This is a genomic window from Pseudomonas sp. 25 R 14 (genome assembly GCF_900004755.1).
GTDB lineage: Bacteria > Pseudomonadota > Gammaproteobacteria > Pseudomonadales > Pseudomonadaceae > Aquipseudomonas > Aquipseudomonas brenneri.
Genome location: NZ_CVTS01000038.1, coordinates 136,413 through 149,815, shown reverse-complemented (window position 1 = coordinate 149,815; position 13,403 = coordinate 136,413). Strand labels below are relative to the sequence as shown.

Genomic DNA, 13,403 nt, shown 5'->3' with positions numbered 1-13,403 from the left:
ACCCCGTGCTCAACGGCGGCGGGTAACAAATGTTACGCGGATACACCCCCCATCTGATCGTTTTTATACAAAAAGTTGCGTGCGCCACTGATCTATTACCGATTGCAACACTCGCCATGCAACGGCACTCTGTATGCATAACCAGTGGTTGCCCAAGTGCCTGTCATGTCCAATCCCCTCGAAGAGCCGTTCTACTACCTGCATAACTTCCAGCAAGTGCTCGACTGGCTGGAGCAGCGCTATGCCGATCTGCTGGACGCCGAAGAACAGCGCTTCATGACGCAGTTTGCCCAGTTGCCGCAGCCTTCCCAGGCGTTGCTGGTGCGGATGGTGATGCGCAAGGGCGTGCACTTTCGCGCCAGCAAGCTCAACTATGGGGAAATCGGCGCGGCCGAGGTGGCGGTGCAGCCGCTGTTGGCGCAAGGCTGGGTCAGTGAGCAGGGGCTGTTATCGATTGACGAGCTGTGGGGCCAGTTACAGAAAGCAGAGATCCTGCAGGCGTTCAAGCCCTGGATCGAGCAACCCAAAGGCAAGAAAACCGACTGGTTGGCGCCGTTATCCAGCCAATTCACAGAGCAACGCACCTTCGACCAATGGTGCCCGGCGCTGGACGACCGGCTTTACAGCCTCACGGTGATGGACCTGTGTGACCGCCTGCGCCTGATGTTCTTCGGCAATCTGTACCAGGACTGGTCGGAGTTTGTACTGGCGGACCTGGGGATCTACACCTACGAGAAGGTCGAGTTCTGCGCCGAGTCCCGTGGGTTGCGCCATCGTGACGATGTGTCTGGCCTGCTGTTCCTGCACCAGTGCCAGCAAGCCTTCGAGGCAGGCGCACCACTGGAAGAGGTACTGGCCCAGATTGCCACACTGAACACCGATAACCCTTGGCTGGAAAAACGCCGGGCCAAGCTGTTGTTCCAGGTCGGCCAGCATTGCGAACGCCTCGCCGAACTGGCCCTGGCGCAAACGATCTACCGCGATTGTGCCTATCCCGGCGCTCGCGCACGGCTGATCCGGGTGCTGGAGCGCCAGGAGGATTTTGCCCAGGCGCTGGCCCTGGCACTGCAGGCGCACGCCGCCCCCCACAGCGCGGCCGAGCAGCAGCACCTGTTACGTGTGCTGCCGCGGTTGCGGCGTAAACTGGGCGAGCCGGCGCAGCCCAGGCCCAAACCCCAGGTGATCCAGCGCCTGGACCTGGAACTGCCATTCCCGGAACCGGTGGCTGGCGTGGAGTTTTGCGTGCAGGCGCACTTGGGGGATGAGGAGGGGCCGGTGCACTACGTCGAGAACACCCTGATCAACTCGCTGTTCGGCCTATTGTGCTGGCCGGCGATCTTTGCGCCGTTGCCCGGCTCGTTCTTTCACCCGTTCCAGCGCGGGCCGGTGGATTTACACAGTGAGGACTTCCACCAGCGGCGTGCCGAGCTGTTTGCCGCCTGCCTGGACCAACTGCACGACCAGCGCTACAAAACCACGATCCGCCAGCGCTACGCCGAAAAGTGGGGGATCCAGTCGCCCTTTGTATTCTGGAATGTGTTGAGCGAAGAACTGCTCGACCAGGCCCTCGATTGCCTGCCCGCCGACCACCTGCGGCACTGGTTCGAGCGCCTGTTGCTGGATATCCGCGCCAATCGCGCCGGGATGCCGGACCTGATCCAGTTCTGGCCGGCGCAGAAAACCTACCGCATGATCGAAGTCAAAGGCCCGGGCGACCGCCTGCAAGACAACCAACTGCGCTGGCTGGAGTTCTGTGGCGAGCACCAGATGCCGGTCACTGTGTGTTATGTGCGCTGGGCGGAGCAGGGCGCTTGAGCTACACGGTCGCCGTACGGGCCTTGTGCGAGTTCACCGCCAAGGTCGGGGACCTCGATCTGCGGTTCACGCCGTCGCCCAGTGCCCAGGAAGGCATGCTCGGCCATCGCACCGTGGCGTCACGCCGCAGCGCGCACTATCAGAGCGAAGTCGCGCTGGAAGGGCTCTACCAGCAACTGACCGTGCGTGGTCGTGCCGACGGCTTTGACCCGGATCGCCATGTGCTGGAAGAGGTCAAGACCTACCGTGGCGACCTGGATGCCCAGCCGGCCAACCACCGGCAACTGCACTGGGCCCAGGCCAAGGTGTACGGCTGGCTGATGTGCAGCAAGCTGGGGTTGCCCGAGATAGAACTGGCGCTGGTGTACTTCGATATCGTCAGTGAGCGTGAAACAGTGATCAGCCAGGTTTACCCGGTGGATGAGCTGGAACAATTCTTCAATCAGCAATGCGTGTTGTTTCTCGACTGGGCCGAGCAGCAGGCCCGCCAGCGCCAGGCCCGCGATGCTGCGGCCAAGGCGTTGGCCTTTCCCCACGCAGGCTTTCGCCTCGGCCAGCGCACCCTCGCCGAGTCGGTGTACAAGGCGGTCAGTACCGGGCGATGCCTGATGGCGCAGGCGCCCACGGGGATCGGCAAGACCATTGGCACGGTATTCCCGATGCTCAAGGCCCTGGCGCCGCAGCAGTTGGACAAGCTGTTCTTCCTGACGGCCAAGACCCCCGGCCGCAAACTGGCCCTGGACGCGGTGCAGGTACTGCACGCAAGCGCCGACCTGCCATTGCGTGTGCTGGAACTGGTGGCTCGGGACAAGGCCTGCGAACACCTGGACAAAGCCTGCCACGGCGACTCCTGCCCGCTGGCCAAAGGCTTTTACGATCGTTTGCCAGCCGCGCGCGAAGCGGCGTCCAAGGTCCGCCTGCTGGACCAGCGCAACCTGCGGGAAGTGGCATTGGCCCACGATGTCTGCCCTTATTACCTGAGCCAGGAAATGGCGCGCTGGTGCGACATGGTGGTTGCCGACTACAACTATTACTTCGATTTTGGCGCGCTGCTGTTTGGCCTGGCCCAGCTCAATCAATGGCGGGTCGCGGTGCTGGTGGACGAAGCCCATAACCTGGTGGAACGGGGCCGCGCAATGTACAGCGCCGATCTTGATCAGTTCGCCCTGAAGACCCTGCGCGATACGGCCCCCGAACCGTTGAAAAAGCCCTTGCAGCGGCTCAACCGTGAATGGAATGCGCTGCACAAGGAGCAGGTCGCGGTGTATCAGGCCTATACCCACAAACCGGACAAGCTGCTGCACGCCCTGGCCCTGTGTACCAGCGCCATGGGTGAGTATTTCAACGACCACCCGCACGCGCTCAATGGCGAACTGCAAAGTTTCTACTTCGACGCATTGCAGTTCGCCAAGGTGGCGGAGCTGTTCAACGAACAGTTTATTTTTGATATCAGCCAGCGCGACCCGCTGGCCAAGCGCCGCTTCTCGCGCTTGAGCCTGCGCAATGTGGTGCCGGCCGAATTCATCCGCCCGCGCTTGACGGCGGCCCGCAGCAGCGTGCTGTTTTCTGCGACCCTGAGCCCCCGGCATTACTATGCCGACCTGCTGGGGCTACCGGTAGATACGGCGTGGGTTGACGTGGAATCACCCTTCGAGGCCGCGCAGTTGCAGGTGCGCATCATCGACCGCATCTCCACGCGCTTCGTGCATCGCCAGGCATCCCTGGAGCCTATTGTCGCGTTGATCGCCCAACAGTTTGAGCGTACCCCCGGCAACTACCTGGCATTTTTCAGCAGCTTCGATTACCAGCAGCAAGTCGCGCAATTGCTGGCCCAACTTCACCCCTCGATCCCCACCTGGCATCAATCACGGGGGATGGCCGAGGCCGAGCGCCAGGCCTTCCTCGACCAGTTCACCCAACACAGCCAGGGCGTCGGGTTTGCGGTGCTGGGCGGGGCGTTCGGCGAGGGTATCGACCTACCCGGTACACGCTTGATTGGCGCCTTTATCGCTACCCTGGGCCTGGCGCAAGTCAACCCGGTCAACGAGCAGATGAAGCAGCGCATGGGCGCGATGTTCGGTGCCGGCTATGACTACACCTACCTGTATCCCGGGATCCAGAAGGTGGTGCAGGCGGCCGGCCGGGTGATTCGTACCCAGCAGGACCAGGGTGTGGTGATGCTGATCGATGACCGCTTTGCCGAGCCCAAGGTGCGGCCGCTGCTGCCGCGCTGGTGGTCGGTGACCTGAGGTATTTGCCCCATCAATGATGCTGGTACGAGCCGCGCCGGTGGGGCAGTCTGCAGCAATCCCCTCATGGAGCTGCGTGATGAGTGCTATCGAACAACAGACGATCCAGGTCAACGGCATTCAATTGAGCCTGCATATCGCCGGCCCCGAAAGCGGCCCACCGGTGTGGTTGCTCCATGGCTTTCCCGAGTGCTGGCACTCCTGGCGCCAGCAGATACCCGTGCTGGCCGCTGCCGGGTATCGCGTGTTTGTGCCAGAAATGCGTGGCTATGGGCGCAGCAGCGCGCCTGCCGAGATTGCCGACTACGATTTATTGACCCTGTGCGCGGACATCCAGGGGGCCATGGACCTGTTCGGTCATCAGCGGGTGGCGATGGTCGGCCATGACTGGGGCGCGGTGGTTGCCTGGCACCTGGCCTTGTTGGAACCTGCGCGTATCAGCGCCTTGGTCACCTTGTCGGTGCCGTTCGCCAGTCGCTCCCGCAGGCCGGTGATCGAGATCATGCGTGAGCTGTATGCCGAGCGGTTCAACTACATCCTGTACTTCCAGCAGCCCGGCGTGGCGGAGCAGGAGTTGGAAGCGGATATCGAGCGCACCTTGCGCCTGTTCATGCAGGATCAGGATGTATTCCTGCAACAAAAGCCGGCCACGGACAGCTTGCTGGATGGCGTCGCGCTGCCGGGTGCCTTGCCGGCCTGGTGCAACCAGCACGATCTGGAGATCTATGTGCAAACCTTCGCCAATGGCTTTCGCGGACCGTTGAACTGGTACCGCAACTTCGAGCGCAACTGGCAGCGCACTGAGTTCCTGGCGGGCCGACAGGTGCTGCAACCGACGCTGTTCCTGATCGGCGACCGTGATCCGGTGGGGGTGTTTGAGGCTCACACCCTCAAGCGCATGCCCGAGGTGGTGCCGCAGTTGGAACAGCATGTCCTGGCCAACTGCGGGCACTGGATCCAGGTGGAGCAGGGCGCGCAGGTCAACACGCTGCTGCTGGCATTCCTGCAGCGTTAGCCTTTGGCCTTGGCCAGGAACGGTGCCAGGCGCCGGCCCATTTCCTCATCAAAGGCCTGGAGCCCGCTCAAGGGGCGGACCATCAACGCGGGAAGCCTGAAGAAACGCGGCGACCTTGGGTTTTTCGCGAGCAAGCTCGCTCCTACAAAAATGCGCTGAATACACATCCCTTCTGTAGGAGCTGGCTTGCCAGCGAAGGCGTTCAGCGATAACGCGGGAAGCCTGAAGAAACGCGGCGACCTTGCGTTCTTCGCGAGCAAGCTCGCTCCTACAAAAATGCTCTGAATACACATCCCTTCTGTAGGAGCTGGCTTGCCAGCGAAGGCGTTCAGCGATAACGCGGGAAGCCTGAAGAAACGCGGCGACCTTGCGTTTTTCGCGAGCAAGCTCGCTCCTACAAAAATGCGCTGAATACACATCCCTTCTGTAGGAGCTGGCTTGCCAGCGAAGGCGTTCAACGATAACGCGGGAAGCCTGAAGAAACGCGGCGACCTTGGGTTTTTCGCGAGCAAGCTCGCTCCTACAGGGAGAGTGCGGTATTTACACCACTTCCAGGTACGAGCTGTGGATCGCCCGCGCCAGTTCGCGCACGGTGTCGATAAACTCGGTCAGCCGGCTGTGCAGGCCTTCCTCCAGGATTTCGTCGATGCCGGTATAACGCAGCCGCGCCTCGAACTCGGCAGCCAGGCGCTGGGCGGTACGGCCGTAGCTGCCCGGCAGGTCGGCGAGGATATGACTCAACTCCTCGATACACGCATGCAACGAGCGCGGTACGTCGCTGCGTAGCAGCAGCAACTCCGACACCGAACGTGCGTTCAGCGCATTGGGGTACAGCTCGGTGTAGGCCTCGAATGACGACAAGGCACGGAGCAGGGCGCTCCACTGGTAGTAGCCGCGGGCCGAGAGGTCGCTGACTTCTTCGGACTCTTCGCCAAACATTTCGTAACGCGCATCCAACAGGCGCAGGGTGTTGTCGGCGCGCTCGACAAAGGTGCCCAGGCGGATGAAGCGATAGGCATCGTTGCGCATGATGGTGCCGGACGTGGCCCCACGGAACAGGTGTGAACGCTGCTTGACCCAATCACAGAAGTGGCTGATGCCATGACGCGCCAGGCCGCCAGCGGCGATGCTGCGCATTTCCAGCCAGGTAGCGTTGAGGTTTTCCCACATGTCGGCGGTGATCCGCCCACGCACCGCATGGGCATTACCCCGGGCAGCGCGCAGGCAGTTGTAGATACTGGCCGGGTTTTCTTCGTCGAGGGCGAAGAAGTGCAGCATGCGCTCGGCGTCCAGTTGTTGATGTCGCTCCAGGTAGCTGTCCAGGGTGCCACTGCTGAGCAGCGACATCGCCAGTTCGTCCAGGCCATCACTGCGCCCCGCCTGGGGCATCAGTGACAGCGAATAGCTGACTTCCAGCATGCGCGCCAGGTTTTCCGCGCGCTCCAGGTAACGTGACATCCAATACAGATCTGCGGCGGTTCTACTCAGCATACTCAGCCCTCCACCACCCAGGTGTCCTTGGTTCCGCCGCCTTGCGACGAGTTGACGATCAATGAGCCTTCGCGCAGCGCCACACGGGTCAGCCCTCCCGGCACCAGGCGGGTTTCCTTGCCCGACAGCACAAAGGGCCGCAGGTCGATATGCCGTGGCGCGATGCCGTTTTCGACAAAGGTCGGGCAGGTGGACAGGCTTAGCGTCGGCTGGGCGATATAGGCATGGGGCCGGGCCTTGATGCGTTGACGGAAGTCTTCGATCTCAGCCGCCGAGGCGGCCGGCCCCACCAGCATGCCGTAGCCGCCGGAGCCCTGGGTTTCCTTGACCACCAGCTCAGGCAAGTGCGCCAGTACGTGGGACAGTTCCTCGGGTTTGCGGCACTGGAACGTCGGCACGTTTTGCAACACCGGTTCTTCATCCAGGTAGAAGCGGATCATCTGCGGCACATAGGGGTAGATGGATTTGTCGTCGGCCACGCCAGTACCGATGGCATTGGCCAGCACCACGTTGCCGGCGCAGTAGGCGGCCACCAGGCCAGGAACGCCGAGCATGGATTCGGGGTTGAAGGCCAGCGGGTCGAGGAAGGCGTCGTCGATACGCCGGTAGATCACATCCACGGCTTTCGGGCCGTCAGTGGTACGCATGAACACCTTGAGGTCGTGCACGAACAGGTCGGCACCTTCCACTAGCTCCACCCCCATTTCCCGGGCCAGGAACGCGTGCTCGAAGAACGCGCTGTTAAAGCGCCCTGGGGTCAGCACCACCACATTGGGGTTGTCCAGGCGGCTGGCGCTTTTCAGGGTCTTGAGCAGCAGGTTGGGGTAGTGATCCACCGGCGCGATGCGCTGCTTGGCAAACACTTCCGGGAACAGGCGCATCATCATCTTGCGGTCTTCGAGCATGTAGCTGACGCCGCTGGGCGTGCGCAGATTGTCTTCGAGCACGTAGTAGGTGCCATCGCCGTCGCGCACCAGGTCGACACCGGAGATGTGGGAATAGATATCGCGGTGCAGGTCCAGCCCGATCATGGCCTTCTGATAGCCTTCATTGCCGAGAACCTGATCGGCCGGAATGATCCCGGCCTTGATAATGCGCTGGTCGTGGTAAATGTCGGCGAGGAACATGTTCAGCGCAGTGACGCGCTGGATACAGCCGCGCTCGATGACGCTCCACTCACTGGCGGGGATACTGCGCGGGATGATATCGAAGGGGATCAGGCGCTCGGTGTCTTGCTCGTCACCGTACAGGGTGAAGGTGATCCCGGCACGGTGGAACAGCAGGTCGGCCTCACGGCGGCGCTGGGCCAGCAGTTCCGGTGGCGTATTGGCCAGCCAGCGGGAAAAATCCTGGTAGTGCGCACGGCAGACGCCATTTGCGTCATTCATTTCATCAAAGAAAGATCGAGCCATTCCAATTACCTTGTCAGTGCCGGGTGAAAGGTTGCAGGCACTGCCGCTTTAGAAAACGCATTGTTATGAGCCCGTGGCTTTTGGCGCCAACGGACCGGGTCCTTACTTTCTTTTGGAGTCGGCTCTGAGTCGGGGGGTAACATTTACTCCTGTGTTCACCTGGGCAGGCAGGGTGTTTCAGGAGTAAAGCAATGGCTGTGCCGAAACCGTGTTTGTAGGGATTACACGGTGTATCAGCCCGTTACTGGAGCGGCCTGCGCACGTTCAGTGCGTGATGCGCGCGGTACTTGCTCCAGAACGGTGCAGGCGGTGGGATGGTGCCGGATCCAGGTGGATAACCGCGGAGGGTGATTGCGGTTTCAGGGCCTGAACCTCCAGAACGTCTGCCCGTTGAATTGCGCGGGGATGAAGCGTTGCCGTTCAGCAGGCGCGGCGTCATTGCGGATCAGGCTATGGATATCACTGAGCAAGGCATCGGCCTGGGCGAAATAACCATGGCCGAGCATGTCCACATCAAAATCCGGGACGGCCACGGTGTCGATATTTGCCGTGATTGTGTACGGACTGTAGTAGCCGGCGCGCGGTGAGTCGTGGAACTTGGCTGACATATGCACGGCCTTGTCGGCATCCGAGGCATACAGGGTGACCCGTTCGGCATGGGCGCTGTACAGGGCGGACAAATCAAGGAACAGGTCGCGATCAACATCGGGGGCGGCCAGGAAGATCTGCCCGAACTGCACGGCCGCACTGGTCTGTGCATTGCCGGCAATTCGCTGCAACGCCCGTAGCAGGCCGCGATTGCCCATGCTGTGGGCGATGATATGAACCTTGTCGGCGCCGCACTCGCGGGAAAACTTCACCAGGAACTCGGTGATCGCTGCCTCGCTGGCTTCGATGCTGGCTTCGTCGATGGTATAGGCCAGGGCTGAACCCCGGGAGGGCCAGCTGAAAAAGGCCGTCGCACCGCTGACATTGAGGTCAACCCCCAATTGCGCGGCGCGGATTGCGGCCTGCTCGAAGCTGGTGTTATAGCCATGCAAAAACACCAGGGCATGGGGCGTCTCGCCGTTTTCCCGTGCGGCCTCCATTTCATCGCGCAGTTCGCTAAAGAACGTGTCTTGATCCCGAGGGTCTGCGCATTGCAGGCGCAAACGGTCGTCGCGCAAATCAAAGCGGCGCATACGCTGCCAGAGGCTGGAGCCGGTCTCGCCGAAGCGGTGGGCCTCTGGGACATGCACCAGTGCTCTGCCGTAAGTCACCGTTGGGTGACGCTGGCCACTGAAACCATCGCCCAGTGGCTGACGATTGGTGCCGAACCAGACGGGGTAGACCAGGTCTGCGGCGCTGCGCTGCTGTTGCAAATCTTTGAGGGAAAGTGGCCTGTTGGCCTGGATGGGGTGTTCCAACTCACTGAGCAGGGCGCGGACCTGGCGTTCGATATCGGCGCGGTCGCAAGCCTCCTGTAACAGGCGTTGTTCGATTTGACGGGACAGGTCCAAGGCTCGGGCACGGTTGCCAAAATGCACAGCGGTTTGGAGGTCTGCGAGCAGATCTTCCAGGGGCATAGCGGGGGAGGTGTCAGGCATCAGGGGCGGGCTCGGAAGAGGTGAGTTGGCTCAATATCGCGGCGTGACAATGTTCAGTGAAAGAGTCCGCTTGGGCTTGAAGGTCCTCAAGATTGATCTGGCGCGAATCAAGCCAGTGGCTCAGCGCTGAAAAACCGGGAGTATTTATTACTTCAGAGACTGTGGGCGGGGTCGTGTCCCTACCCGCGGCAATGGCGCGCCGCACATCCAAGGAGTACCCACGCATGGCATCAATCAGGTCCTGCCCTAGTCCGGCAGCTACGCAGTACGTAATGCTGGCAATTCGGTGAAGTGGCAATTCCTTCAGGTCCGCGGGTGTCCCTCGCTGGGAAAGATAATTCGCCAGGTTGCTATGGGAGCCCGCTCGGATGTAAGGATTGGGTAGCTGTTCGTGTAGAACCAGAGCCCGTCGTTCCTGGGCGATTGCTGACTTAAAATCACCTTGCTTTTGAGCCAGGTTGGCGAGTGCGGTCAGCGCCCTGGCACGCATATCCGGGACATTATGGAAATGCTTGCTACATTCCTCCAGCTCATCACGTGCCTCATCCAGATGGTTCGGTAGCTCCATCAGAATGTAGGCCCTGTCGAACCGAGTTGTCGTGATGTATTCCGGCGATCGGGATATCGAACGTTCTATTTCCAGAACCTTATCCACTTTTTTCAGGGCGCCAGCCCAATCGCGCTTGTCAGCGTCGATACGAAGGGCGATGTTCAACGCACCGATGATCGCTCGCGCCAGCAACTCAGCGTTGGGTGCCTCAGGCACTGGTTGACCTGCCTCATGGCGGTTCCACCACTGCGTTACGATTTCAAGCCGTTCGGCCACCTGGGGCTCGGCGCGTTCGATGTAACCCTGGCGTACATCCAGATGCAGCATTTGTAACTCATTGATCATCAGGTTGACGATGGGGCGGGCGCCGCGTTTTTCTGCTTCGGTGCTTTCAACATAACATTCACGTGCATCGTCAAATTTGCCCAGCGTGGAGTACACGATTGCTCTGTTGCAACACACCACGGCGAGTCGTCCCCAGGCCTCCTGAGTATCGCCTTCATCGTCCTCAGTGGCAGCTCGGGCAAGGGACACAGCCTGAAGATAGGCCTGTAAGCTGGCATCCAATTGACCGGCAGACACCAGGACATCAGCCAGGCAGTTCAAAAAGAACAAGCGCTGCTGATCTTCAAGTACTGTTTCAGCGGCGGTTTGCAGATGTGGAATCAACGCATTAACCATGACAGGGTCACGGGTACTGGTGACAAGACTGCTGACGAAACCCTCCATCTGGTCCCACGCCTGGGCTTGTACACAATAGATAAGTGCCTGGCTGCCAGCTTGGAGCGCCGACGCCATATCCTTATGACGCATGGCCAGAAAATAGCTTTTGAGCAAGTGCGCGTAAGCCAGCCGGATCACATTTTCGTCCAGCCCACCACGCTCATCGGCAGACAGCTCCATCCACAGCTGAATACGTTCGCGAACCAGCTCATGACAGGTCAGGCGTGGGTTGTCGTCGACGGGATCTCGTCTGCTTTCATTGACTAGGCCTACGCTGACCAGAGTGCGAAGCAATGCTGCTATCTCTTCGCCCGGAGTTGATTCTTTAGCCAGCTTGAATTCGGCAGTGACCATCTTCAACAACACTAGGGTAACGGGGTCGTTTGCCAGGGAAACCACCCATAGCAACTGACGTCGTTCAACGCTCAAGTGCTGGATAAACTGGTCCAGCGATACAGCCAACGCATTATCAAGGTAACTGCGCTCCTGCTGGTTGTTGGGCGTGGTGGCGAAGAGATCTGGCAGGCTGGCGAAATTCCCGGTGTGCTCCAGGGTTTCCAAGGCTTCCAGTAACTGCTCATGCAGCGCCGGATCGGCAGCCAGTCGCGTCAGGCGATCCATCAGTAATGGATGAAAACGGCTGGCGTTGAGCAGACGCATGGCCAATGAACTGACGGTTTCGTCGCTGCTGCTGGCCATCTGGCTAAGGACCGGATGGGCACGCAGATACAGCGCTGCTTCTTTTGCTGGCAATGGCCCCAGCAGTACCGCAAACGCACCGTCGCCGTCCAGCGCGCGAAGGGGCAGGCGCGAGGTGATCAACACCCGTGAGCGCGAGCCCTGCAGTTCGCTGCAAAGGGTGCGCAGGCATGCGTCCCACGCGGGATCCTGAGAGGCCCACAAGGTCTGCCCATTCACAGTCTCGCCGGCTGGCTTGAGGTTGCTCTCGAAGTTGTCGAAGACCAGCAGGATCGCCTCTTGCTGCAGCGCCCGGATCAAATTTCGGATCAGCCGCGTGACCCGTTGGGGCCCGGTGAACTCGGGAGTGGCCTCGCGATAAATGCTGTCGGCCAGATGGGCTCTCACATGCTCGTGGTAGACACCTAGTTCACCGTCCAGCTTGCAGTGGATATCCAGCAGGGTGGCCTCAAATGCCAGGGCGGTGGGTTTGGCCTGGTAGAGCAGGGCCCAGTCGAAACGATCGGTCCACAAGTCCAGCGCTTCGGCCACCAGGGCGGTTTTGCCCATGCCACCCAATCCCGTGATAACGGCGACAGGTTTGACCTCGTTACCCGTACGCGAACCGATAAAATCGGCGCCCAGGCCTGCCAGTTCCCATGTGCGGCCGACAAAGTGTTCATGACTGACACTGGTCAGTTCGCCAATGGCATGCAAGAGTCGATTCTGCGCCTGGATGTCGGGACTGGGGCCCTTTACCAGCGTCAGGCCAGGCTGTTCGACGCCATACAATACCGCTGTGGCGTGGTCACAGGAGGCGAACCGTGGCGCGTTGTTGCTATTACGATTGGCCAGTTCTTTACGGGCCTGATTGAGTGCTGCTGCTGCGTCCTTTGGCGTGGAGTCGGCAAGCAGGGCCCGGTAGAAACGGATTGCCAGCTCCCGTGCATAGTCGTCATTCACGGCAAAGCGCATGGCCACGACCGAAGGAATACCGCCATTAAGCAGCGCATACGCAGTGCCTGCGGCGCCCGATGGCTCGTTATCATGGGGCTTGATCGGCCGGTCATTACCCTGGGCGATACTGAAGAAGTCACGCCAGCCACGGGGTTGCAGGCTGTCCCCGGACTGGCATGCCCCGAGAAACACCAGCCTGGGCAGGAAGCCCCCAGCCTCATTGAACACGCGTACCAATTCGTCACCGCTGATGCTGTCCTTGGTACCACCGGGGCTGGCGAGTTCCAACTGGTTAAGCCGGCCGTGCCCGCTCCAGTGAACTATATGGTAGCCGGCATGTTGCTGGATCTGGTCGAACAGCCGTTGGCGGGTTACGCCATGGGTCAGGAAATGCACGATGACGCGTCGGTTGGGGTAGATCTCTTTCTTGAATAGCCGCAGCAGCTCGCGCCTTTCCAGCCGTGCACTCAATGGGTGTGAACCACGGGATTCGGCGAAGACAAACAGCACGCGCAGTGCTTCATCGGGTCTCAGGGGGACCGGTGAGGAGGGCTTGTGTGCGAGGGTGTGGGTGACCCGCACCAGTAGATTATGCTCACCCAGGGTCTTCGATAGGGCGTCGGGCCGGGCGATTTCCCAGGCGACGCGGGCCATCGTGGCGGCCAGGCTGTCTTGTTCCCCGGTCACCGCCGGCAAGTGCACGCACAGTGTGCGTTGATGATGCCCCTGCTGTAGCTTTTCGAAAATCTGCGGGCCCAACAAATGTTGGGCAATAGCGACACCAATGTCAGCAATCGCCAGGGATTGCTCGCTTGCCGCAACGTACTGATCCAGGTAGTCACGCAGGTCGAACAGGCCACGCTTTAGGCTTGCCCCCAACTGGCGCAGATCCGCCTGGTGGTACGCCACTTGGGCCCCACGCTCGTT

The 13,403-nt window shown here is 60.7% G+C and carries 8 protein-coding genes; 3 read left to right on the top strand and 5 right to left on the bottom strand.

What is annotated here, in order from left to right:
- The first annotated feature begins 165 nt into the window (after positions 1 to 165).
- The 3 genes from BFQ03_RS10580 (at position 166) to BFQ03_RS10570 (ending at position 5,079) form a co-directional block, all read left to right on the top strand.
- On the top strand, positions 166 to 1,815 hold the full coding sequence (locus BFQ03_RS10580) for a VRR-NUC domain-containing protein (protein ID WP_065943044.1): 1,650 nt from the start codon (positions 166 to 168) through the stop codon (positions 1,813 to 1,815).
- Positions 1,812 to 4,064, top strand: a complete 2,253-nt coding sequence (locus BFQ03_RS10575) for an ATP-dependent DNA helicase (RefSeq protein ID WP_065943043.1) — start codon at positions 1,812 to 1,814, stop codon at positions 4,062 to 4,064. Before BFQ03_RS10580 ends, BFQ03_RS10575 begins: the two co-directional genes overlap by 4 nt.
- 79 nt (positions 4,065 to 4,143) lie before the next feature.
- The gene (locus BFQ03_RS10570; RefSeq protein WP_065943042.1) at positions 4,144 to 5,079 is read left to right on the top strand and encodes an alpha/beta fold hydrolase; all 936 of its coding nucleotides are present in this window, start codon (positions 4,144 to 4,146) and stop codon (positions 5,077 to 5,079) included.
- On the opposite strand, the gene BFQ03_RS30605 is transcribed toward BFQ03_RS10570, so the two are convergent.
- The 5 genes from BFQ03_RS30605 to BFQ03_RS10545 form a co-directional block, all read right to left on the bottom strand.
- Entirely contained in the window at positions 5,076 to 5,465 is a 390-nt protein-coding gene (locus BFQ03_RS30605; protein ID WP_239695236.1) for a hypothetical protein, read from the bottom strand. The genes BFQ03_RS10570 and BFQ03_RS30605 overlap by 4 nt on opposite strands.
- Before the next feature lie 154 nt (positions 5,466 to 5,619).
- Positions 5,620 to 6,570 carry an alpha-E domain-containing protein gene (locus BFQ03_RS10560; protein WP_029299950.1) on the bottom strand — a complete coding sequence of 317 codons (951 nt, stop codon included), beginning with the start codon at positions 6,568 to 6,570 and terminating at the stop codon, positions 5,620 to 5,622.
- A 2-nt stretch (positions 6,571 to 6,572) separates the two neighbouring features.
- The gene (locus BFQ03_RS10555) at positions 6,573 to 7,982 is read right to left on the bottom strand and encodes a circularly permuted type 2 ATP-grasp protein (RefSeq protein ID WP_032860316.1); all 1,410 of its coding nucleotides are present in this window, start codon (positions 7,980 to 7,982) and stop codon (positions 6,573 to 6,575) included.
- A gap of 359 nt (positions 7,983 to 8,341) precedes the next feature.
- On the bottom strand, positions 8,342 to 9,568 hold the full coding sequence (locus tag BFQ03_RS10550; RefSeq protein ID WP_065943040.1) for an alpha/beta hydrolase: 1,227 nt from the start codon (positions 9,566 to 9,568) through the stop codon (positions 8,342 to 8,344).
- Positions 9,561 to 13,163, bottom strand: coding sequence for a CHAT domain-containing protein (locus tag BFQ03_RS10545; protein WP_239695238.1), 3,603 nt, complete (start codon positions 13,161 to 13,163; stop codon positions 9,561 to 9,563). Before BFQ03_RS10545 ends, BFQ03_RS10550 begins: the two co-directional genes overlap by 8 nt.
- Between the last annotated feature and the right edge of the window lie 240 nt (positions 13,164 to 13,403).

Coding starts and splice junctions, on each gene's coding strand:
- BFQ03_RS10580 (WP_065943044.1), top strand. CDS start 166: ATGTCCAATCCCCTCGAAGAGCCGTTCTACTACCTGCATAACTTCCAG.
- BFQ03_RS10570 (WP_065943042.1), top strand. CDS start 4,144: ATGAGTGCTATCGAACAACAGACGATCCAGGTCAACGGCATTCAATTG.
- BFQ03_RS10560 (WP_029299950.1), bottom strand. CDS start 6,570: ATGCTGAGTAGAACCGCCGCAGATCTGTATTGGATGTCACGTTACCTG.
- BFQ03_RS10555 (WP_032860316.1), bottom strand. CDS start 7,982: ATGGCTCGATCTTTCTTTGATGAAATGAATGACGCAAATGGCGTCTGC.
- BFQ03_RS10550 (WP_065943040.1), bottom strand. CDS start 9,568: ATGCCTGACACCTCCCCCGCTATGCCCCTGGAAGATCTGCTCGCAGAC.